The organism is Microbacterium sediminis, from assembly GCF_004564075.1.
Classification (GTDB): Bacteria; Actinomycetota; Actinomycetes; order Actinomycetales; family Microbacteriaceae; genus Microbacterium; species Microbacterium sediminis.
Window position 1 is genome coordinate 281,224 of record NZ_CP038256.1, and the last position, 20,791, is coordinate 302,014.

A 20,791-nucleotide genomic window follows, 5' to 3' on the forward strand; every position below is an offset into this window, starting at 1 on the left:
AGGTGTGGGAGCGCTCCCATAGTGTCGCCGTCAACAGCGTGGGAGCGCTCCCACACCCCTGCACACCACGAAGGAGTGGAACCGTGACACATCGTGCTCTCCGCCGGACTCTCGCCGGCGTCGCACTCGCATCGGTCGGCGGGCTCGTGCTCGCCGGCTGCACCGGCGGCAATGGTGACGGCGGCGGCGACGCCGGCGGCGACATCGAGCTGACCATCGCCACCTTCAACGACTTCGGCTACAGCGACGAGCTGCTGCAGGAGTACGAGGACGCGCACCCCGGCGTGACGATCGTCCACAACCGCGCGGCGACGTCGAACGACGCGCGCGCGAACTTCTTCCAGAAGCTCGGCAACACCGGCCTGGCCGACATCGAGGCGATCGAGATCGACTGGCTCGCCGAGGGCATGCAGTACTCCGACCTGCTTGCGCCGGTGCCCGACGACCTCAAGGGCCGCTGGCTCGACTGGAAGGAGGCCGCGGCCACCGACGCCGAGGGCAACCTGATCGGCTACGGCACCGACATCGGTCCGCAGGCCGTCTGCTACCGCGCCGACCTGTTCGAGGCCGCCGGGCTCCCCACCGACCGCGAGGAGGTCGCGGGCCTGTTCACCACGTGGGACGACCTGTTCGCCGTCGGCGCCGAGTACAAGGAGAAGACCGGCAAGCCGTTCCTCGACTCGGCCAACTCGATCCTGCAGGGCCTCGCCAACCAGCTCGAGGAGACCTACGAGGACGCGGACGGCAACGTCATCGCCACCGAGAACCCCGACGTGCGCGAGATGTTCGACACCGTCATCGAGAAGGGCGTGCCGATCTCGGCCTACGCCGGCCAGTGGAGCGAGGACTGGTACGCCTCGATGGCCAACGGCGAGTTCGCCGCGATGCTGTGCCCGCCGTGGATGCACGGCATCATCTCGGGCGAGGCGCCCGACGTGACCGGCTGGGACATCGCGGACGTCTTCCCCGGCGGCGGCAGCAACTGGGGTGGCTCGTACCTGACCATCCCCGCCAACGGCGACAACGTCGAGGCGGCCCAGGAGCTCGCCGACTGGCTGACCTCGCCCGAGATCCAGGCGCGCGCGTTCGCGAACGTCGGGGCCTTCCCGAGCCAGCCCGATGCGTACGAGATGACCGAGGTCAGCGACGCCACCAACGAGTACTTCAACGACGCACCCGTCGGCGAGATCAACTCGAACCGCGCGGCCGCCATCACGGTCACGCCGATCAAGGGCCCGAAGTACTTCCAGTTCCACGAGGCGCTGAACCAGGCGGTCACCCGCGTGTTCGACGGCCTCGAGACGCCCGAAGAGGCGTGGGACTCGTGGGTCACCGAGGTGTCGGCCTTCTGAGCATGACCGCCACGATCACGGATCGCGGCACGGCGTCCGGGGCTCCGAGCCCCGGACGCCCGGTCCGCGTCCTCTCCTTCTCCCAGCGCCTCAGCCGCTGGGACGTGAAGCTCTCGCCCTACCTCTACATCTCGCCGTTCTTCATCGTCTTCGCGGTGGCCGGGCTCTTCCCGATCGTCTACACCGCCGTGATCTCGTTCATGGACTGGGACCAGATCCGGCGCTCGGGCGAGTGGGTCGGCTTCGACCAGTACGCGTGGATCCTGCAGCAGCCCAAGTTCTGGGTCGCGCTGGGCAACACGTTCAGCATCTTCCTGCTCTCGAGCGTGCCGCAGCTGATCCTCGCGACCTTCATCGCGGCGATGCTCGACCGGCACATCCGTGCCCGCACGTTCTGGCGCATGAGCGCCCTGCTGCCCTACGTGGTCGCCCCCGTGGCGGTGGGCCTCATCTTCAACGCGCTCTTCGCCGACAACTCCGGCCAGGTGAACGAGTGGCTCGGGTTCTTCGGCATCGGCCCGATCCCGTGGCACGTCGAGCCGTTCTGGAGCCACGTCGCCATCGCGACCATGGTCAACTACCGCTGGACGGGCTACAACGCGCTCATCCTGCTCGCGGCCATGCAGGCGATCCCGCGCGACTACTACGAGGCCGCGACCGTGGACGGCGCCGGCCCGTTCCGCCAGTTCTGGAGCGTCACGCTGCCGTCGCTGCGGCCCACCCTCATCTTCGTGATCATCACCTCGACGATCGGCGGCCTGCAGATCTTCGACGAGCCGCGCATGTTCGATCAGTTCGGCCGCGGCGGCGCCGGATCGCAGTGGCTCACGATCACGCTCTACCTCTACGACATCGGCTGGGGCGAGTGGAACTTCGGACGCGCCTCCGCGATGGCGTGGATCCTGTTCATCATCATCCTCGCGATCGGGCTCATCAACCTCCTCGTCACCCGCTCGCTCGTGCGCGACGAGGGCGGCCGAGGCCCGGTGCTCACGCGCGCCGAGCGGCGTGCGGCGGCCCGCGCGCGCAGAAGGGAGGCCCGCGCATGAGCGCTGCGAACCCGGCCGGCGGCGACGCCACGGCCGCGATCATCACGCCCATGGCCAAGCGCGGCAAGACCGTGCGGATCCGAGGCTCCCGGCCCGGCTTCTGGGTGTACGCGGGGCTGGCGGTCGTGCTCGTCGCGAGCGTGTTCCCGCTGTACTTCTCGTTCCTCATCGGCTCGGGCGACGCCTCGACGCTGCGCGACCCGAACCGTTCGTGGATTCCGGGCGGCAACTTCTTCGCCAACGCCGCCGCGGTCATGAACGACGGCGCCGTGAACTTCTGGCTCGCGCTGTGGAACAGCATCTGGAGCTCGACGATCATCGCCGTGAGCGTGGTGGTGTTCTCCACGCTGGCCGGATGGGCGTTCGCGAAGCTGCGCTTCCCGGGCGGCCCCGCGCTGCTGGCCTTCGTCGTCGCCACCATGGCGGTGCCGCAGCAGCTGGGCGTCGTGCCGCTCTACGTGCTCTTCAGCGAGATCGGCTGGACCGGGCAGATCGGCGCGATCATCGTGCCGGCCCTCACGAGCGCGTTCGGCGTGTTCTGGATGACGCAGTACCTGCGCCAGTCGGTGCCCGACGAGCTCATCGAGGCGGCGCGCGTGGACGGGGCCTCCATGATCCGCGTGTTCTGGACCGTCGGCGTCACCGCCGCGCGCCCGGCCGCGGCCATGCTGTTCCTGTTCACCTTCGTGACCGCGTGGAACAACTTCTTCTGGCCGTTCATCGTGCTCGACCGCCAGAACCCCACGCTGCCGGTGGCGCTGTCGCTGCTGCAGTCGAACTACTTCGTGGACTATTCGATCGTGCTCGCCGGTGTGGTGCTGGCCACGCTGCCCCTCCTGCTCCTCTTCGTGGTGGCGGGCAAGCAGCTGGTCAGCGGCATCATGGCCGGCGCCGTGAAGGGATGACAATGACCCGCTCGTTTCCGGATGACTTCCTCTTCGGAGCCGCGACCGCGGCGTTCCAGGTCGAGGGAGCGGCGTTCGAGGACGGCCGCACCGCCTCGATCTGGGACGCGTTCAGCCGCGTGCCCGGCGCGGTGATCAACGCCGACAACGGCGATGTCGCGTGCGACCACTACCACCGCTACCGCGACGACGTGGCGCTCATGAAGAGCCTTGGCCTGCAGGCGTACCGCTTCTCGACGTCGTGGGCGCGCGTGCGCCCCGACGGCGGCGCGGTCAACCCGAAGGGCGTCGACTTCTACAGCCGGCTCGTCGACGAGCTGCTCGAGGCGGGGATCGTGCCCTGGCCGACGCTCTACCACTGGGACATGCCGCAGGCGCTCGAGGAGCGCGGCGGCTGGACCGCGCGCGAGACGACCGATCGCTTCGTGGAGTTCGCCGTCACGATGCACGAGGCGCTCGGCGATCGCGTGCCCACGTGGACCACGCTCAACGAGCCGTGGTGCTCGTCGTTCCTGTCGTACACGGCCGGCGCCCACGCGCCGGGACGGCAGAGCGTGCGCGACGGCCTGCTGGCCTCGCACCACCTGCTGCTCGCGCACGGCCGCGCCGCGCAGGAGCTGCGGGCGCGCGGCGCGCAGGTGGGCATCACGCTGAACCTCACCGTGGCCGACCCCGTCGACCCCTCGGACCTCGAGGATCAGGATGCCGCCCGCCGCATCGACGGGCAGTTCAATCGCTGGTTCCTCGACCCGCTGCGGGTGGGCGCCTATCCGGTCGACATCGTCTCGGACTTCCGCGCGGTCGACGAGGCCGCCGTCGCGGAGTTCGAGAGCGCGGTGCGCCCCGGCGACCTGGAGATCATCTCGCAGCCGCTCGACTTCCTCGGCGTGAACTACTACCACGGCGAGCTCGTGTCGGGTCATGCCGCCGAGGAGCCGCCGGTGGGCGGCGAGGCGCCGACGGATCGGCCCACGCGGTCGCCGTACCCGGCCGACGAGGACATCCACTGGCACGACCGCGGCCTGCCGCGCACCAACATGGGCTGGGAGGTGCAGCCGGAGGGGCTCACCCGCCTGCTCCAGCGCGTGGCCGCCGACCTGCCGGGCGTGCCGCTGTACGTCACCGAGAACGGCGCCGCCTACGACGACGAGCTCGTCGACGGCGCGGTCGACGACCCGGAGCGCACGGAGTTCGTGCGGGCGCACCTGTCGGCCGTGCTCGACGCGATCGAGCGCGGGGTGGACGTGCGCGGCTACTACTACTGGTCGCTCTTCGACAACTTCGAGTGGGCCTGGGGATACGAGAAGCGGTTCGGGATCGTCCACGTGGACTACGCGACGCAGCAGCGCACCGTCAAGCGCAGTGGTCGGGAGTACGCGCGGATCGCGGCCGAGCGGGCCCTCGATATTCCGGTGAGTGCATACTGAGAGCTCCATGAGTCAGGGATCCGATGTCGACGCCGTCACGATCGAGCAGGTCGCGGCGCGCGCCGGCGTGTCCCGGTCGACCGTGTCGCGCGTCGTCAACGGCGGTTCGCGGGTCAGCCCCGACGCGCTGGAGGCGGTGCGCCGCGCCATCGCGGAGCTGAACTACGTGCCCAACCGGGCGGCCCGATCGCTGGCGTCGCGCCAGACGCACGCGATCGCGCTGGTCGTGCCCGAGGACACCACCCGGTTCTTCGGCGACCCGTTCTTCGCGGCCGTCGTCACCGGGATCAGCGAGCGGATGTCGGGGTCGGATCACGTGCTCAACCTCTTCATCGCCTCGGACGATCCGGGCAACAAGACGACGAGCTACCTGCGCGGCGGCAACGTGGACGGGGCGATCGTGGTGTCGCACCACACGAGCGACACGTACCTCGAGCGGATCGCGGACGCCGTGCCCGTGGTCTTCGGTGGCCGGCCGATCCGCGAGCGGGCCCGCGACTACTGGGTCGACGTCGACAACGTGGCGGGGGCGCGCGCGGCGGTCGAGCACCTCGTGGCGCAGGGGCGGCGGCGCATCGGCACCGTCACCGGGCCGCTCGACATGCCCGCCGCGATCGACCGACTGCGCGGGTTCGATGCCGCGCTCGCCGCGGCGGGCCTGGAGCCGGGCCCGATCGTCGACGGCGGCTTCACGATCGACGGCGGCGCGGAGGCGGCCCGGAGGCTCGTGGACGAGGGGGAGCCCTTCGACGCGCTCTTCGTGGCGAGCGATCTCATGGCGCGCGGGGTCATCCCGGCGCTGCGCGACGCCGGGATCCGCATCCCGGACGACGTCGCGATCGTCGGCTTCGACGACTCGCCGCTGGCGACGAGCATCGCGCCGGCGCTGACGACGATGCGCCAGCCGTCGCGCCTGCAGGGCTGGACGATGGTCGACGTGCTCCTCGCGCGCCTGGCGGGCCAATCGCCCCCGCGCGTCACGATCCTCCCGACGGAGCTCGTCATCCGCGACACCGCCTGACGCGCGCGGGCCGCCCCACGAGGCTGGGGTGGTACGGGCTCGTCGACCGGAGGCGCGAAGTCGAGACCGAGGGGTTCAACCCTGAGCTCTCGACTCCGCTGCGCTTCGCTCGAGCCGTCTCGGCTGCGTTCGCTGCGCTCACTCCGCTCGACGAGCCCGTGGTCACGGTTCGTCGACCGGAGGCGCGGAGCGCCGGAGTGGAGACGGGTCGAGCGCAGCGGCGAAGCCGCGCAGTCGAGGCCGAGGGTTGAAGCCCGGTGCTCTCGACTCCGCTGCGCTCCGCTCGAGCCGTCTCCGCTCGCTTCGCTCGGTCGACGAGCCCGGGTGGTCACGGCTCGTCGAGCGCAGCGGCGCAGCCGCGGAGTCGAGACGGGGCCTCAGCCCGCGCTCGACCCCGCTGCGATCGCGTCAGTCCTGGGGGTCGCCGCCGAGCGGGCCGACCGCGGGGATCGGGCCGCCGTCGTCCGCACCGTTCTTGGTGGCGCGGGCGAGGAGGTTGCCGAGGTGGTAGATCGCGAAGGCGGCGATCGTGCCGAGCGCGATGCCCGCGAGCTGGAAGTCGCCCCACTGCATCGTGTAGTTCGCGATCGCGATGACCAGCGCCACACCGGCGGTGTACTGGTTGACGGGCCGCGAGAAGTCCGAGCGGTTGTCGACCCAGATCTTCACGCCGATGACGCCGATGAGGCCGTACAGGGCGGTGGTGGCGCCGCCGAGCACCCCCGGCGGGATCGAGTTGAACACCGCGCCGATCTTGGGCGAGAACGCGAGCAGGATCGCGGTGAGGCCGGCCACCCAGTACACGGCCGTGGAGTACACGCGCGTGGCGGCCATGACGCCGATGTTCTCGCCGTAGGTGGTGGTGCCCGAGCCGCCGAACGTGCCGGCCAGCGCGGTGGCGGCACCGTCGGCGATCAGCGCGCGACCGGTCTCGCGGTTGAGGCGGCCGTCGGTCATCGTGGCCACGCCGCGGACGTGGCCGACGTTCTCGGCGATGAGCACGAGCACCACGGGCAGGAACATCGGCAGCAGCGCCCACGTGCTCGGCGAGACGAAGTCGGGGAACGCGAAGGTCGGCGGGCCGAACCAGGCGGCGTCGGCGATCGTGTCGGCCGGCGTGACGCCCTGCGCGTTCGCCTCGCCGAAGTACCCCGTGGCGGCCTCGTAGACGAAGCCGATGAGCACGCCGACGAAGATCGAGATGCGGCCGAGGAACCCCTTGAACAGCACCGAGCACAGGATGATCGCGATGAGCGTGACGATCGCGCCGTCGGCGCCCGCCTGCACGCTGCCCCACGCCGCGGGGGCGAGGTTGAAGCCGATGAGGGCGACGATCGTGCCGGCGAGCACGGGCGGCATCGCCTTGTCGACCCAGCCCACGCCGAGCACGTTGACGACGAAGCCGATCAGCGCGAGCAGCACACCGACGGCGACGATGCCGGCCAGTGCCGATCCCATGCCGTTCGTCGCGGTCGCCGCCTGCAGCGGTGCGATGAACGCGAACGACGAGCCCAGGTAGCTGGGGAGGCGATTGCGCGTGATGAGCAGGAACAGCAGCGTGCCGAGGCCGCTGAACAGCAGCGTCGTCGAGACGGGGAAGCCGGTGAGCGTCGGCACGAGGAACGTCGCGCCGAACATCGCGACGACGTGCTGCAGGCCCATCGCGATCGTCGCCGACCAGTTCAGACGCTCATCGGGCGCGACGACGGCGCCGCGGGCGACGGTGCGGCCGTCGCCGTGCAGGGACCAGAGAGGCATGGGGCTCCTTGGGGCAGGGGAGAACAAATCGATCCACGATACAGCCCGCGTGGTTTCGGGCACGTTCCGGGGCGGGCGCCAGAATGATCACGGCGCGGTAACGGTCCGACCGGCCCGGGTGTGATCCGGCGGCCCGGTCCGTACCGTTGCCCCGAACGACCCCGTGCGCACCGCGTGCGGCCGATCGACGAATGAGCGGACATCATGAGCGCCACATCGCCCGAGAAGCCCCAGCCGAAGAAGCCCGTCACGAAGGTCCTGCGGGAGGTGACGCACCCTGCGCTGATCCCGGGAATCGGCGTCGAGGACACGGGGAAGACCTTCTCCACCAACTGGACCGTGTTCGGTGTGGCGGGGGCCCTCGTCCTCGTCGTGGTGATCTGGGGCTTCCTCGCGCCGCAGAGCATCGCCGGCACCGGCAGTGCGTCGCTGGCGTGGGTGATGGAGAACTTCGGCTGGCTGTTCTCGGTGCTGGCCATCGTGACGATCGCGTTCATGCTCGTCATCGGATACGGGCGCACCGGCGGCGTGCGACTCGGCGCCGATGACGAGGAGCCCGAGTTCTCGACCATCTCGTGGATCGCGATGCTGTTCTCCGCCGGCATGGGCATCGGCCTGCTGTTCTGGGGGCCGGCGGAGCCGCTCGGCTACTTCCTCGACGTGCCCTACGGCTTCGACGCCGAGGCGGGTTCGCGCGACGCCATGCACGTGGCGCTCGCCCAGTCGATCCTGCACTGGGGCCCGATGGCCTGGGCCTTCTACGCGCTCGTGGGCGGCGCGATCGCCTACGCCGCGTACCGGCGGGGCCGCCCGCCGCTCATCTCGGCGATCTTCGCCCCGATCTTCAAGGAGCGCACCGAGGGCTGGGCCGGCGCCGTCATCGACGTGTTCGCGATCATCGTCACCCTGTTCGGCACGGCGGTGACGCTCGGCATGGGCGCGCTGCAGATCGCCAGCGGCATCGAGTACGTCACCGGCATCGGGCCGCTGGGCAACATCGGGCTGATCGTGATCGTCACGGTGCTGACCGCCGCGTTCGTCGTCTCGGCCGTGTCGGGCATCAAGCGCGGCATCCGCGCCCTGTCGAACATCAACATGGTGATCGCGCTGATCATCGGAGTGATCATCTTCGTCGCGGGGCCCACGCTGTTCCTGCTCAACATCATCCCGTCGTCGGTGTCGGCGTTCCTCGCCGAGCTGTGGACCATGCTGATGCGCAACCCGGCGCAGGGCGAGGACGCCGCGACGTTCGTCTCGGCGTGGACGAACTACTACTGGGCGTGGTGGGTCTCGTGGACCCCGTTCGTCGGCATGTTCATCGCCAAGATCTCGCGGGGCCGCACGCTGCGCGAGTTCGCGACCGTCGTGATCGTCGTGCCCGCCGCCGTGTGCATCGTGTGGTTCGGGATCATGGGCGGCACCACGATGTTCTTCGAGGAGGCCGGTGCCGCGATCAGCGAGGCGGGGGCCCCCGAGGCGATCCTCTTCGCGGTCCTGAACGAGCTGCCGTTCGCGGCGGTGCTGTCGGTGCTCGCGATGATCTCGATCGTCCTGTTCTTCGTCACCTCGGCCGACTCGGCGGCGATCGTCATGGGCTCGATGAGCCAGCGCGGCAAGCCCGAGCCGTCGTCGTGGGTCACGCTGACGTGGGGCGTGCTCCTCGGCGCCGCAGCCCTCGCGCTGCTGCTGGCGGGCGGCGAGACCGCGCTGTCGGGGCTGCAGTCGATCATGGTGGTGACGGCGCTGCCGTTCGCGATCATCGTGATCGGCATCATGTTCGCCTGGGGCCGCGAGCTCACCACCGATCCGTACATCCTGCGGCGGCGCTTCGCGCGGGCGGCGATCGCGCAGGGCGTGCGCCTGGGCATCGAGGAGCACGGCGACGACTTCGTCTTCGGCGCCACCGAGGTCGCCCCGGAGCAGGGCGCCGGCGCGGGCATCGACACCGAGGACCCCGCCCTCACCGAGTGGTACGAGACGGCGACGGAGCAGGTCCCCGTCGTCAGCGCGCAGGACGTCACCCGCACGCTCGAGCCCGGCCGCATCCAGCCCAAGGGCCCGGAGCGCCCGGACCACGTCGCCTCGGGCGACGCCTCGCTCACGGTGGGCGAGGAGCGTCGTGCCCAGCGCGAGCGCGAGCGCCGGCGCGAGGAGCCGCCCGCCGAGTGAGCGGCGCCGGCCCCCTCGCGGCCGCCCTAACCTGGGAGGCATGCCCGCCACCATGAAGGCGCTCGTGCTCGACGCGCACGGCCCGATCGACGACCTCCGCCTCCGCCCCGACCACGAGATCCCCGAGGTCACCCCGGGCCACGTGCTCGTGCGGGTGACGGCGGCCTCGTTCAACCACCACGACATCTTCACGGTGCGGGGCATGCCCGGCATCCGCCTGCCGCTGCCCGTGATCATCGGGCTCGACATGGCCGGCGAGGTCGCCGAGGTGGGCGAGGGCGTCGACGGCTGGGTGCCGGGCGACCGCGTGGTCGTCGTGCCGCTCGCCTCCGACGGGCACCTGATGGGCGAGATGCACGACGGCGGCATGGCGCAGTACTGCCTCGTCGAGGCCGAGCAGCTCGTGCGCCTTCCCGACGAGGTCAGCGACGTGCAGGCGGCCGCCCTGCCGGTGGCCTACGGCGCGGCCCACCGGATGATGGTGGGCAAGGGCGCCGTGCACACCGGCGACAAGGTGCTCGTCCTCGGGGCCTCGGGCGGCGTCGGTACGGCGTGCGTGCAGCTGGCGCGCGGGATGGGCTGCCACGTCGTCGCGGCGGCCGGCTCCGAGGAGAAGGGTCGGGCGCTGCTCGAGCTCGGTGCCGACGAGTTCCTCGACTACACGCAGCACGACATCGCGCAGTGGGTGCGCGAGCACCACGGCAAGCCGCACCGCTTCGATTCCGGTCCCGGCATGGACGTGGTGGTCAACTTCACCGGCGGCGACACCTGGGCGCCCACGCTGCGCTCGGTCGGCCGCGGCGGGCGCATCCTCGTGTGCGGGGCGTCGGCCGGCTACGACCCGGTGGAGGACCTGCGCTACATCTTCTCCTTCGAGCTGCAGATCATCGGCTCGAACGCGTTCGAGAAGTCCGACATCGAGCAGCTCGTCGCCCTGGTGGCCGAGGGGCGGCTCGACCCGGTGATCGGCGCGGAGCTCGCGCTCGACGAGGCGGTCGAGGGCCTGCGGATGATGGAGCGCCGCGAGGTGTTCGGGAAGGTCGTGGTGCGGCCGTGGGCGTGACCGATCCGTACCCGGGCGGCGGGGGAGCGCTCGCCGCGGCCTACGTGAACCAGGGCGCGGCCATCCGCCTCGACCGCCCCGACGTCGACACGATCACCGATCTGTCGGGTGCCGAGCCGCTGACCGTCACCTTCGGCGAGTTCGACCGCCGCGCGGCCGTGCTCGCCGGCGCGCTGGCCGAGCGGTTCGCGCGCGGCGCCACCGTCGCGATCCTCGGCGAGAACTCGCTGCCGTGGCTGGTGACGTTCATGGCGATCCAGCGGGCGGGGCTCGTGGCCGTGCCGATCAGCTACCGGTCGCCGGCCGAGGTGGTGGAGTACATCGCCGCGGACGCGGGCGCCGCGGCCGTGTTCGCCGACGCCGCGCACGCCACCGGCTACGACTTCGCCGTGCCCGTGATCCCGCTCGCCGACGCCTGGGCGTGGAGCGAGCAGGGCGATCCGTTCCCCGCGGTCGTGCCCGATCCGGAGGAGCCGGCGATGTTCCTCTACACGTCCGGATCGACCGGCCGGCCCAAGGGCGTGGTGCTCTCGCACCGCAGCCACCTCTGGGTGATCGGGCGGGGGATCGAGGGCGACAGCCGGGACTCGCGCCTGCTCATCTCGGCCCCGCTGTACCACATGGGGGCGCTGAGCCCCGTGCAGCGGGCGCTGGGTGCCGGCCAGTCGGTGGTGCTGCTGCCGCGCTTCGACGTGCGCCGCGTCGTCGACGCGATCGAGCGGTATCGCGTGACCGATCTCAACGGCGTGCCGCCGATGATCGCGATGCTCCTCAACGACGCCGAGGCGATCGCCGGTGCCGACCTGTCCAGCGTGCGCACGGTGATCCTCAACTCCGCTCCCGCCAGCAGCGAGCTGCTGAACGCGCTCGACGAGGCCTTCGACCACCCGCGGCTCGTCTTCACGTTCGGCACGACCGAGTCGAGCCCGATCGCCTTCACGGCTCCCGCCGACGGCCGGACGGTGCCCCTGGGGTCGGTGGGCGTGCCGCACCCCGACGTGGAGATCCGGCTCGTGGGGCCGGACGGATCGGTGCAGCCCGACTTCGGCGTGCTGCAGATCCGCAACGGCGCGCTGATGTCGGGCTACCACAACCGGCCCGACGTGCCGTCCCCGCTGACCGACGACGGCTTCTACCACACCAAGGACCTGTTCCAGAGGGACGCCGAGGGGTTCTACTTCTTCGTCGGCCGCGAGGACGACATGTTCGTCTCGGGCGGGGAGAACCTCTACCCGCGCGCGATCGAGATCGCCCTGGAGTCGCACGCCGAGGTCTCGCAGGCGGCGGTCGTGCCCGTGCCCGACCGGATCAAGGGCACCAAGCCCGTGGCCTTTGTGGTCCGCGTGGCGGGGTCGGCCATCGGCGAGGAGGAGCTGCGGCGGTACTCGCTCACCAAGCTCGACCCGGCCGCCCACCCGCGGCGGATCTGGTTCCTCGACGCGCTGCCCCTGGCGGCGACCAACAAGATCGACAAGAAGCCGCTCGCCGAGGAGGCCGCCCGGCGGATGGCGGAGTGAGCGGGCTCAGGCCCGGGCGCGGGCGTAGCTGGCGAGGATGAGCCGCTCGGAGCTGTCGAGGTAGGCCTCCAGCAGCGAGGCCGCCTCGGCGACCCGGCCCTGGGCGTAGGTCGCCGCGATGCGCGCGTTCTCCTCGACATACGGCCCGTGCAGGTACTCGGGGTCGTCGATCATGCCGAACACGAGCCGCAACTCCGTCTGCAGCGAGGCGTACACGGCCTCCAGGCGCGGGCTGTCGGCCAGACGGACGATCGCCCGGTGGAACTCGTGGTTGGCCGTGCCGACCGCGACCCAGTCGTCGCGCTCGCGGGCGGCGTGCGCGGCCTCGACCGCGGCGTGCATCTCGGCGCCGGACGGGTGGCGGGGCAGCGCGCCGCGCATGACGTTGACCTCGATGAGGCGCCGCACGCGATAGATGTCGATGACGGCCGCCATGGTCGGCAGCGCCACGTGCACGCCCTTGTGCGGCTCGTGCACCAGGAGACCCTCGGCCGCGAGCAGCCGGAAGGCCTCGCGGAGGGTGTTGCGCGAGACGCCGAGCTCCTCGGCGAGGCGCGCCTCGCTGAGCCGGTCGCCGGGCCGCAGGGCCGCCGCCGCGATCGCCGCCCGGAGCTGCTCGGCCGCGCCCACGGCGCGCGAGCGCGGGGTGAGGGCGCCGTCCGCGTCGGTGCTCACGGGCACTCCTTCCTGCTGTTCCGGGGCGTCTCAGCGAAGCCTACGGTGTGAAGAGCGTGTTACATCACGCGTCTCGAGTAGGCAGACGGTTCCATCGTCCGCTATAGATTGTTGAACGATTTCGCTCCACCCACCCGACCCTCTTCCCCAGGAGAACCCATGAGCGACACACCCGAGACCGTCACTGCGCCCAAGGTGACCGACTACCTCAAGGCGCGCCGTGGCGCCCTGGTGGGAGCGATCTTCCTCATGGCCACCTCGGCCATCGGCCCCGGCTTCATCTCGCAGACCGCCCAGTTCACGATCACCCTCGGCTCGGCGTTCGCGTTCGGCATCCTCATCTCGGTGATCATCGACTTCATCGTGCAGATGAACGTCTGGCGCATGCTGTCGCTGTCGGGCAAGTACGTCTTCCAGCTCGTGGGGCAGGCGGTGCCCTACAGCGGCCACGTGCTCGCCGTGCTGGTCATCTTCGGTGGCATCGTGTTCAACGTCGGCAACATCGCCGGCGCCGGCCTCGGCCTCAACGCCGCGCTGGGACTGGACACCAAGATCGGCGGCGCGATCAGCGCGCTCCTGGCGGTCGGCATCTTCCTCTACAAGCGCGCGGGCGTGGTCATGGACCGCTTCCTCGTGGTGCTCGGCATCGTCATGATCGTGCTCACGGCGATCGTCGCGATCGTCTCGCAGCCGCCGATCGGCGACGCGCTGCGGCAGACGGTGTGGCCCGACACGATCGACATCGCCACGATCACGACGATCGTCGGCGGCACGGTCGGCGGCTACATCACCTATTCGGGCGCCCACCGCCTCATCGACAACGGCACGGTCGGCCCCGACCGCGCCAAGGAGGTCAACCGCGCGGCGCTGCTCGGCATCGGCGTGACCGGCATCATGCGCTACGTGCTGTTCCTGGCGATCCTCGGCGTCGCGGCCAGCGGTGTGACGATCGACCTCGCCTCCAGCTCGGCCAACCCCGCCGCCCAGGCCTTCGGCCACGCGCTCGGCGACGCCGGCCTGCGCATCTTCGGCGTGGTCATGTGGGGCGCCGGCATCAGCTCGGTGATCGGCGCCGCCTACACCTCGGTGAGCTTCTTCGCGGCGTTCTCGATGCGCGCCCTCGAGCCGAAGATCCGCTCCTGGTCGACCGTGATCTTCATCGCCGTCTCGCTGGTCGTCTTCCTGCTGCTCGGCGCGGCCCCGCAGGCCCTGCTCGTCTTCGCCGGCGGCTTCAACGGCCTCATCCTGCCGATCGGCCTCACGCTGCTGATGTACGTCGGGTTCTTCCGCAAGGACCTGATCGGCCACAAGTTCCCGACCTGGCTGCTCGTGCTCGGCTCGCTCGTGTGCATCCTCACCTGGTACATGGGCATCACCTCCGCGTCGACGATCTTCCAGTTCCTCTTCCCGCCCGCTGCGTGAGGATGGAACACGCACCACTGATCGACCGAAAGGACGGCGCGACGTGACCACGATCGACCTCAACTCCGACATGGGCGAGAGCTTCGGCCGGTGGACCCTCGGTGACGACGAGGCGATGCTCGACATCGTCACGAGCGCCAACGTCGCGTGCGGCTTCCACGCGGGCGACCCGGAGGGCATCCTCGCCACGCTCACGGCCGCGCAGGCCAAGGGCGTCGTCGTCGGCGCCCACCCGGCCTATCGCGACCTCGCCGGCTTCGGGCGGCGCAACCTCGACGCCTCGCCGAAGGAGCTGTACGGCGACGTGCTGTATCAGCTCGGCGCGATCGCCGGCCTGGCGCGGTCGATCGGCGCGGAGGTGCGCTACGTCAAGCCGCACGGCGCGCTCTACAACACGATCGCCTACGACGAGAAGCACGCCCCCGCCGTGATCGACGCGATCGGGTCCTTCGACGAGAGCCTCGTCGTGATGGGCCTGGCCGGCTCGCCCTTCGTCGAGAAGGCCAAGGCGGCCGGGCTCACCACGGTGCAGGAGGCGTTCGCCGACCGGGCCTACACCCCGGGCGGCGAGCTGGTCTCGCGGCGCGAGCCGGGATCGGTGCTGCACGACACGGCCCTCGTGGCCGAGCGCATGGTCCGGCTCGTGCAGGAGGGCGTGATCGAGGCGATCGACGGCACCATCGTGCCGGTGGAGGCCGACTCGATCTGCGTGCACAGCGACTCGCCCGGCGCGGTCGAGATCGCCCGCGCCGTCCGCGACGCACTGGTGGGCGCGGGGGTCGAGCTGCGCTCCTTCGCCGCCTGATGCGCATCCTGCCCGCCGGCGTCGACGGCCTCATCGTCGAGCTCGACGACCTCGAGCACGCGCTCGCCCTCTACCGCGCGCTGCAGGCCGACCCGATCCCCGGCGTGGCCGAGCTGATCCCGGCCGCCCGCACCGTGTACGCGCGGTTCCGGCCGGCGCTCGTCACGGCCGAGGAGGTGGCCGGGGAGGTGCGCTCGCGCACGGTGGCCGCCGGCGGCGGGCAGGCGGGCGAGCTCGTGCGCATCCCGGTCGTCTACGACGGCGAGGACCTGGCCGAGGTCGCGGCGCTCGTGGGCATGAGCGTCGACGAGGTCGTCGCCCGCCACCACGCGCCGACGTACTCCGTGGCGTTCACGGGGTTCGCGCCCGGGTTCGCGTACATCTCCGGCGGAGACCCGGCGCTGCACGTGCCGCGCCGGTCGACGCCGCGCACGGTGATCCCGGCCGGCGCCCTCGCGATCGCGGGCGAGTTCACGGGGATCTACCCGCGCTCCAGCCCCGGCGGCTGGCAGCTGATCGGCCACACCACCGAGGCGATGTGGGACCTGCGCCGCGACCCGCCCGCGCTGCTGCAGCCCGGCGCCCGCGTGGAGTTCGTGCCGACGCGCGAGCAGGCGGCGGGCTCCGCGGAGTCCGCGGCCGTAGCCCCCGCGGGCTCGATGGGGTCCGCCACGGCCGCCACCCCCGCGGGCTCGATGGGGTCCGCCGCGGCCGTAGCCACCACGGGCTCGTCGAGCGAAGCGCGCAGCGCGGAGCCGAGACGGGTCGAGCGCAGCGCAGCGGAGTCGAGACCTGGGCTGGAGATCCTCGCCGCAGGACCCCACGCGCTGCTGCAGGACCTCGGCCGCACCGGCGTCGCCTCGCTCGGCGTCTCTCCCTCCGGCGCCATGGACCGCGGCGCCCTGCGCCGGGCGAACCGCCTCGTCGGCAACCACGAGGCCGCCCCGGCGATCGAGGCGGCGCTCGGCGGGCTCGAGCTCCGCGCGCGCGGCCCGGTCACGATCGCGGTCTCCGGCGCCCCCGCGCCGCTGCTCATCCGCACCGCCGACGGCGCGAGCCTCGAGGCTCCGGCGGAGTCCGCGTTCGCCCTCGACGACGGCGACGTGCTCGCGCTCGGCGCCGCCGATTGCGGCGTGTACTCGTACGTCGCGGCGCGCGGCTCGTTCGACGTGGCGCCCGTGCTCGGATCGGCGGCCCGCGACGTGCTCGCCGCCCTCGGACCGGATCCGCTCGCCGCGGGAGCGGTGCTGCCGATCGGCACCCGCGTCGCCGGATCCGTGCCCGGCTGGCACGAGCCCGTCGACCCGCTGCCGTCGGCGTCCGAGATTACCTGGCTCGACGTCGTGCTCGGGCCCCGCACCGACTGGTGCACGCCCGAGGCGCTCGCGACCCTCGCCGAGCAGGAGTGGGTGGTCACCCCCCAGTCCAACCGCGTCGGGCTGCGCCTGCAGGGCGAGCGGCCGATCGAGCGGGCGATCACGGCGGAGCTGCCCAGCGAGGCGACCGCGGCCGGCTCGCTGCAGATCCCCGCGAGCGGCCAGCCCGTCCTGTTCACGGCCGACCACCCGCTGACGGGCGGATACCCGGTCATCGGCGTCGTCGCCGATGCCGACCTCGACCGCGCCGCACAGGTGCCGGTCGGTGGGCGCATCCGGTTCCGCATCGCCGCGCCCTTCGTCGACTACGCGGATGCGTCCGCTCGCACCACCCCGGAGTGATCCCATGAAGAAGGTCCTGATCGCCAACCGCGGCGAGATCGCCGTGCGCGTCGCCCGCGCCTGCGCCGAGTACGGCGTGGCCTCGGTGGCGGTGTACGCCGATCCCGACGCCGAGGCGCCGCACGTCGCGGCGGCGACCGAGGCGTGGGGGCTGCCGAGCACCGCGCCGGCCGACACGTACCTCAACATCGACGCGCTGCTCGACGTCGCGGCGCGTTCGGGGGCCGACGCCGTGCACCCCGGCTACGGCTTCCTGTCCGAGAGCGCGGAGTTCGCCGCGCGGGTGATCGCCGCCGGCCTGACATGGATCGGGCCTTCGCCCGAGTCGATCGCGCAGCTGGGCGACAAGGTCACCGCGCGCGAGCTGGCGGCCTCCGTGGGCGCGCCGCTCGTGGCCGGCTCGGACGGCGTGGTGACCTCGGCCGCCGAGGTCGTGGCGTTCGCGCGGGAGCACGGGCTGCCCGTGGCGATCAAGGCCGCGTTCGGCGGCGGCGGTCGCGGCATGCGCGTGGCCCGCACCGAGGAGGAGATCCCCGACCTCTACGACGCCGCCGTGCGCGAGGCCGTCGCGGCCTTCGGGCGGGGCGAGAGCTTCGTCGAGCAGTTCCTCGAGAACCCGCGGCACGTCGAGGTGCAGGTGGTCGGCGACGGCCGCGGCGGCGTGGCCGTGGTGGGCACGCGCGACTGCTCCGTGCAGCGGCGCAACCAGAAGCTCGTCGAGGAGGCGCCGGCCCCGTTCCTCACCGACGCGCAGCGCACGGCGATGGCCACCGCCGCGCGCGACATCTGCGCGGCCGTCGGCTACGCCGGCGCGGGGACGGTCGAGTTCCTCGTCGGTGCGAACGGCGTGGTGTCGTTCCTCGAGGTCAACACGCGCCTGCAGGTGGAGCACCCCGTCACGGAGGAGACGGCGGGCGTCGATCTCGTGCGCCAGCAGCTGCTCGTCGCCGACGGGCTGCCGCTCGAGATCCCGCTTGCCCCCGCCGAGGGGCCGGTCGAGCCGCTGCCCGCGCAAGGTCACGCGTTCGAGTTCCGCCTCAACGCCGAGGACCCCGGTCGCGGCTTCCTGCCCGAGCCCGGCGCGGTCACGCGCTTCGACCTGCCCGGCGGCCCCGGCGTCCGTGTCGACGCGGGTGTGGTCGCGGGCTCGTCGGTCCCCGGGGCGTACGACTCGATGCTGGGCAAGCTGATCGTGTGGGGCCCCGACCGCGACGCCGCGCTGCGCCGCGCGCGCACCGCGCTCGCCGAGCTGCGGATCGAGGGCGTGCCCACGGTCGTGCCGTTCCACCGCCGCCTCGCGGCCGACGCCGCGCTCGCGGGCGACGGCGCGTCGTTCGGCGTGCACACGCGCTGGATCGAGACGGAGTGCGACTGGCTCGACGAGCTCGTCGCGCCCCGGGCCGAGGCCGCGCCCGAGGGCGGCATCACCCGCACGTGGATCGAGGTCGACGGCCGCCGCGCCGAGCTCGCGCTGCCGACCGCCCTGCTCGGGGGTCTCGGGGTGCCCGCGCCGGCCGCGGCTCCCGATGCCGCTGCGCCCGCGGATCCCGCGGTGCTCGCGGCGCCGATCGCCGGCACGGTGGTGTCGTGGAAGGCCGCCGACGGCGCGGAGGTCGCCGAGGGCGAGGTCGTCGCCGTGATGGAGGCGATGAAGATGGAGACCCCGGTCACCGCGCACCGCGCCGGCACGCTCGCGCACGGTGCGGCGGCGGGCGCCTACCTCGCCGCCGGGGCGGAGCTGGGCCGCATCGGCTGATCCGCGTCAGTCGACGGCGGTGACCTCGATCGCGAACGCCTGCTCGGGGTCGAGCGGGGGCAGCTCCACGCCGAGCGCGCCGAGCAGCTCGCCGCGATGCGCCAGCTCGGCGCCATCCCACCATGCGGGCACACGCGGCGGCCGCGGCAGCAGGTCGGGCCCGGGCAGCGGCCGCACGCGGTAGCGCGCGGCGGGGTCCAGGCCCGGCAGCGCGATGCGCCCCGGGGGCCAGGAGGCCACGACCTCGAGCATCGCCACGGTGTAGACCGCGCGCGAGCGATCGGGGGCGACGACGCCGCGCAGCACGACGGCGCCGCCGTGCGCCTCGGCGTTGACGGTCGTGCCGGTGTGGATGAGCGCGCGCAGTGATCGGTGCAGCCCGATCCAGCCCGCGAGCCGGGCGCGCTCGTCCTCGGCGAGCAGTCGCACGTCGAGCTCGGCGCCGAAGTGACCGAGGAGGGCGGTGAGCGCGCGGAACGCCAGCTCGTGCGTGCGCCCCGTGGAGTGCGTGCGCGTGGCCCCGATGTGCGCGCCCATCATCTCGGGCGGCACGAGCAGCCCGGTGTAGCGGTGGATGCGGTGGCGTTCGATCGGGTCGAGGTTGTCGCTCGGCCAGACGCGGTCCACCCGCTCGAGCACGCCCATGTCGATCCGCGCCCCGCCGCTCGAGCATGACTCGATCTCGAGCCGCGGGAAGCGCTCGCGCAGCTCATCAATCAGGGCGTAGAAGGCCCGCGTCTGCCCGTGCGTCGCCGCGCGGCCGTCCGCCCCGCCCGCCTCGACGAGATCGCGATTGTGGTCCCACTTGATGTAGTCGACCGAGAGCTCCTCGACGAGCGCCACGACCCCGTCGCGGATCGCCCCGTACGCGTCGGGGTTGGTCAGGTCCAGCACCTGCTGGGACCGCGCGGCCGGGGGCAGCCGATCGCCGACGTGCAGGATCCACTCCGGGTGCTCGGCGGCCAGCCGCGAGCGCTCGCTGATCATCTCGGGCTCGAACCACAGGCCGAACTCCATGCCCAACTCGTGCACGTGATCGGCCAGCACGCCCAGCCCATCGGGCCACACGTCGGGATCGACCTGCCAGTCGCCCAGCGACGTCTCGGCGTCGCGGCGCCCGAGGAACCAGCCGTCGTCGAGCACGAACCGCTCCACCCCGACGGCCGCGCCGGCCTCGGCGAGCGCGATCATCGCGGCCGGGTCCTGCGCGAAGTACACCGCCTCCCACGAGTTCAGCGTCACGGGGCGCGGGCGCCGCGGGTGGCGCGCCCGGGTGCGCAGGCGCGCGTGGAAGCGAGCGGCCAGCTCGTCGAGGCCCTCGCCGTGCGAGGCGTAGACGACGGGCGTGTCATAGCGGTCGCCCTCGCCCAGCACGACCTCGCCGGGGAACAGCAGCTCGCCGGCCGCGATCGTCGTGATCCCCGTCACGAGGCGCTCCACCGCCACCGAGCGGTTGCCCGACCAGCCCACGTGCACGCCGCGCACCGCGCCGCGGCGGAAGTCGAATCCGGGCCGGCCGACGACGGTGAGGAACTCCGATTCGTGACCCGTGCGCCCTCCGCGGTTCTCGCGCAGGTGGATCCCATCGCGGATCCGGCCCCGGCGGGGGACGCGCTCGCGCGCCCACAGGCCGGTGAAGTCGAGCAGCTCGTCGGCGTCGGCGGGCACGGGCACCGAGAGCGAGAGGCGCTCGACCCGGTACGGCGCGGTGCCGAGGTTGGTCACGCCCGCGCGCAGCAGCAGGAGGCCGGCTTCATCGATCTCCACATCGATCGCGACCTCCAGGGCCGCGGTCTCGTCGCGCGCGACGAGCGCGGCGCGAGCGGGGGTCGCCTCCAGCGCGCGGAGCCGGAACGCGGTGGACCAGTCGCGGCCCTCGCGATCTCCCACGAGACCCGGGCGTCCCATCCATCCCGTGCCGTGCTCGGGCAGCAGGCTCGCCGGCACCACGGCATCGACCGTCGTCTTCACCGGCAGCGTGGCGATCGCCGCGGCGGCGGCCGCGATGTCCGCGGCGTCGGCGTGGGTGAACGAGGGCCCCCAGTACGCGATCGCGGGGATGCGGTGATCGCTCCAGGTGAGCACCACGTCGGTGCCGGCGCGGCGCAGCAGGATCGTGCCGGCCTCGGGCGCGGCGGTTCGGGGCGACGTCAT

Annotated in this window: 15 protein-coding genes; 12 read left to right on the top strand and 3 right to left on the bottom strand. The window is 72.2% G+C overall.

Annotated features, from left to right (window positions below; genetic code table 11):
- Nucleotides 1–83: 83 nt before the first annotated feature.
- From E3O41_RS01365 to E3O41_RS01385, 5 genes are read left to right on the top strand one after another with little or no spacing between them, the layout of a single operon-like run.
- The gene (locus E3O41_RS01365; RefSeq protein ID WP_067026600.1) at nucleotides 84–1,352 is read left to right on the top strand and encodes an ABC transporter substrate-binding protein; all 1,269 of its coding nucleotides are present in this window, start codon (nucleotides 84–86) and stop codon (nucleotides 1,350–1,352) included.
- A gap of 2 nt (nucleotides 1,353–1,354) precedes the next feature.
- Nucleotides 1,355–2,401, top strand: a complete 1,047-nt coding sequence (locus E3O41_RS01370) for a carbohydrate ABC transporter permease (protein WP_067026602.1) — start codon at nucleotides 1,355–1,357, stop codon at nucleotides 2,399–2,401.
- Nucleotides 2,402–2,451: 50 nt separating this feature from the next.
- A complete protein-coding gene (locus E3O41_RS01375) occupies nucleotides 2,452–3,306 on the top strand; it encodes a carbohydrate ABC transporter permease (RefSeq protein WP_240482415.1) in 855 nt (284 codons plus the stop codon).
- Nucleotides 3,303–4,733 carry a GH1 family beta-glucosidase gene (locus tag E3O41_RS01380; RefSeq protein ID WP_135011857.1) on the top strand — a complete coding sequence of 477 codons (1,431 nt, stop codon included), beginning with the start codon at nucleotides 3,303–3,305 and terminating at the stop codon, nucleotides 4,731–4,733. The genes E3O41_RS01375 and E3O41_RS01380 overlap by 4 nt, the downstream gene beginning before the upstream one ends.
- A 7-nt stretch (nucleotides 4,734–4,740) precedes the next feature.
- Nucleotides 4,741–5,754 (top strand): LacI family DNA-binding transcriptional regulator, encoded by a 1,014-nt coding sequence (locus tag E3O41_RS01385; RefSeq protein WP_067026608.1) that lies wholly within the window; start codon nucleotides 4,741–4,743, stop codon nucleotides 5,752–5,754.
- A gap of 408 nt (nucleotides 5,755–6,162) precedes the next feature.
- Here the strand turns inward: E3O41_RS01385 and E3O41_RS01390 are convergent, their stop codons facing one another.
- Nucleotides 6,163–7,512, bottom strand: a complete 1,350-nt coding sequence (locus E3O41_RS01390) for a uracil-xanthine permease family protein (RefSeq protein ID WP_067026610.1) — start codon at nucleotides 7,510–7,512, stop codon at nucleotides 6,163–6,165.
- Between the two features lie 204 nt (nucleotides 7,513–7,716).
- On the opposite strand from E3O41_RS01390, the gene E3O41_RS01395 reads away from it, so the two are divergent.
- Genes E3O41_RS01395 through E3O41_RS01405 form a run of 3 tightly spaced genes read left to right on the top strand, consistent with a single transcriptional unit; the run spans nucleotide 7,717 to nucleotide 12,261 of the window.
- Nucleotides 7,717–9,681, top strand: a complete 1,965-nt coding sequence (locus E3O41_RS01395; protein WP_135011859.1) for a BCCT family transporter — start codon at nucleotides 7,717–7,719, stop codon at nucleotides 9,679–9,681.
- Nucleotides 9,682–9,721: 40 nt separating this feature from the next.
- On the top strand, nucleotides 9,722–10,744 hold the full coding sequence (locus tag E3O41_RS01400) for a quinone oxidoreductase family protein (protein ID WP_135011861.1): 1,023 nt from the start codon (nucleotides 9,722–9,724) through the stop codon (nucleotides 10,742–10,744).
- Nucleotides 10,741–12,261 (top strand): class I adenylate-forming enzyme family protein, encoded by a 1,521-nt coding sequence (locus E3O41_RS01405; RefSeq protein ID WP_067026786.1) that lies wholly within the window; start codon nucleotides 10,741–10,743, stop codon nucleotides 12,259–12,261. The genes E3O41_RS01400 and E3O41_RS01405 overlap by 4 nt, the downstream gene beginning before the upstream one ends.
- Nucleotides 12,262–12,267: 6 nt before the next feature.
- Here E3O41_RS01405 and E3O41_RS01410 read toward each other — a convergent pair whose 3' ends face one another.
- Nucleotides 12,268–12,936: a GntR family transcriptional regulator gene (locus tag E3O41_RS01410; protein WP_244927256.1), complete on the bottom strand. Its 669-nt coding sequence runs from the start codon at nucleotides 12,934–12,936 to the stop codon at nucleotides 12,268–12,270.
- 159 nt (nucleotides 12,937–13,095) lie between these two features.
- Between E3O41_RS01410 and E3O41_RS01415 the strand changes: the two genes are divergently transcribed.
- Genes E3O41_RS01415 through E3O41_RS01430 form a run of 4 tightly spaced genes read left to right on the top strand, consistent with a single transcriptional unit; the run spans nucleotide 13,096 to nucleotide 18,637 of the window.
- A complete protein-coding gene (locus E3O41_RS01415) occupies nucleotides 13,096–14,358 on the top strand; it encodes an NRAMP family divalent metal transporter (RefSeq protein ID WP_067026617.1) in 1,263 nt (420 codons plus the stop codon).
- 43 nt (nucleotides 14,359–14,401) lie between these two features.
- Nucleotides 14,402–15,163, top strand: a complete 762-nt coding sequence (locus tag E3O41_RS01420) for a LamB/YcsF family protein (RefSeq protein WP_135011863.1) — start codon at nucleotides 14,402–14,404, stop codon at nucleotides 15,161–15,163.
- Nucleotides 15,163–16,881, top strand: coding sequence for a 5-oxoprolinase subunit B/C family protein (locus tag E3O41_RS01425; protein ID WP_067026619.1), 1,719 nt, complete (start codon nucleotides 15,163–15,165; stop codon nucleotides 16,879–16,881). Before E3O41_RS01420 ends, E3O41_RS01425 begins: the two co-directional genes overlap by 1 nt.
- Nucleotides 16,882–16,885: 4 nt before the next feature.
- Complete coding sequence (locus E3O41_RS01430; RefSeq protein WP_135011865.1) at nucleotides 16,886–18,637, top strand: acetyl/propionyl/methylcrotonyl-CoA carboxylase subunit alpha; 1,752 nt, start codon at nucleotides 16,886–16,888, stop codon at nucleotides 18,635–18,637.
- Nucleotides 18,638–18,643: 6 nt separating this feature from the next.
- Here the strand turns inward: E3O41_RS01430 and E3O41_RS01435 are convergent, their stop codons facing one another.
- A complete protein-coding gene (locus E3O41_RS01435) occupies nucleotides 18,644–20,791 on the bottom strand; it encodes an alpha-galactosidase (RefSeq protein WP_135011867.1) in 2,148 nt (715 codons plus the stop codon).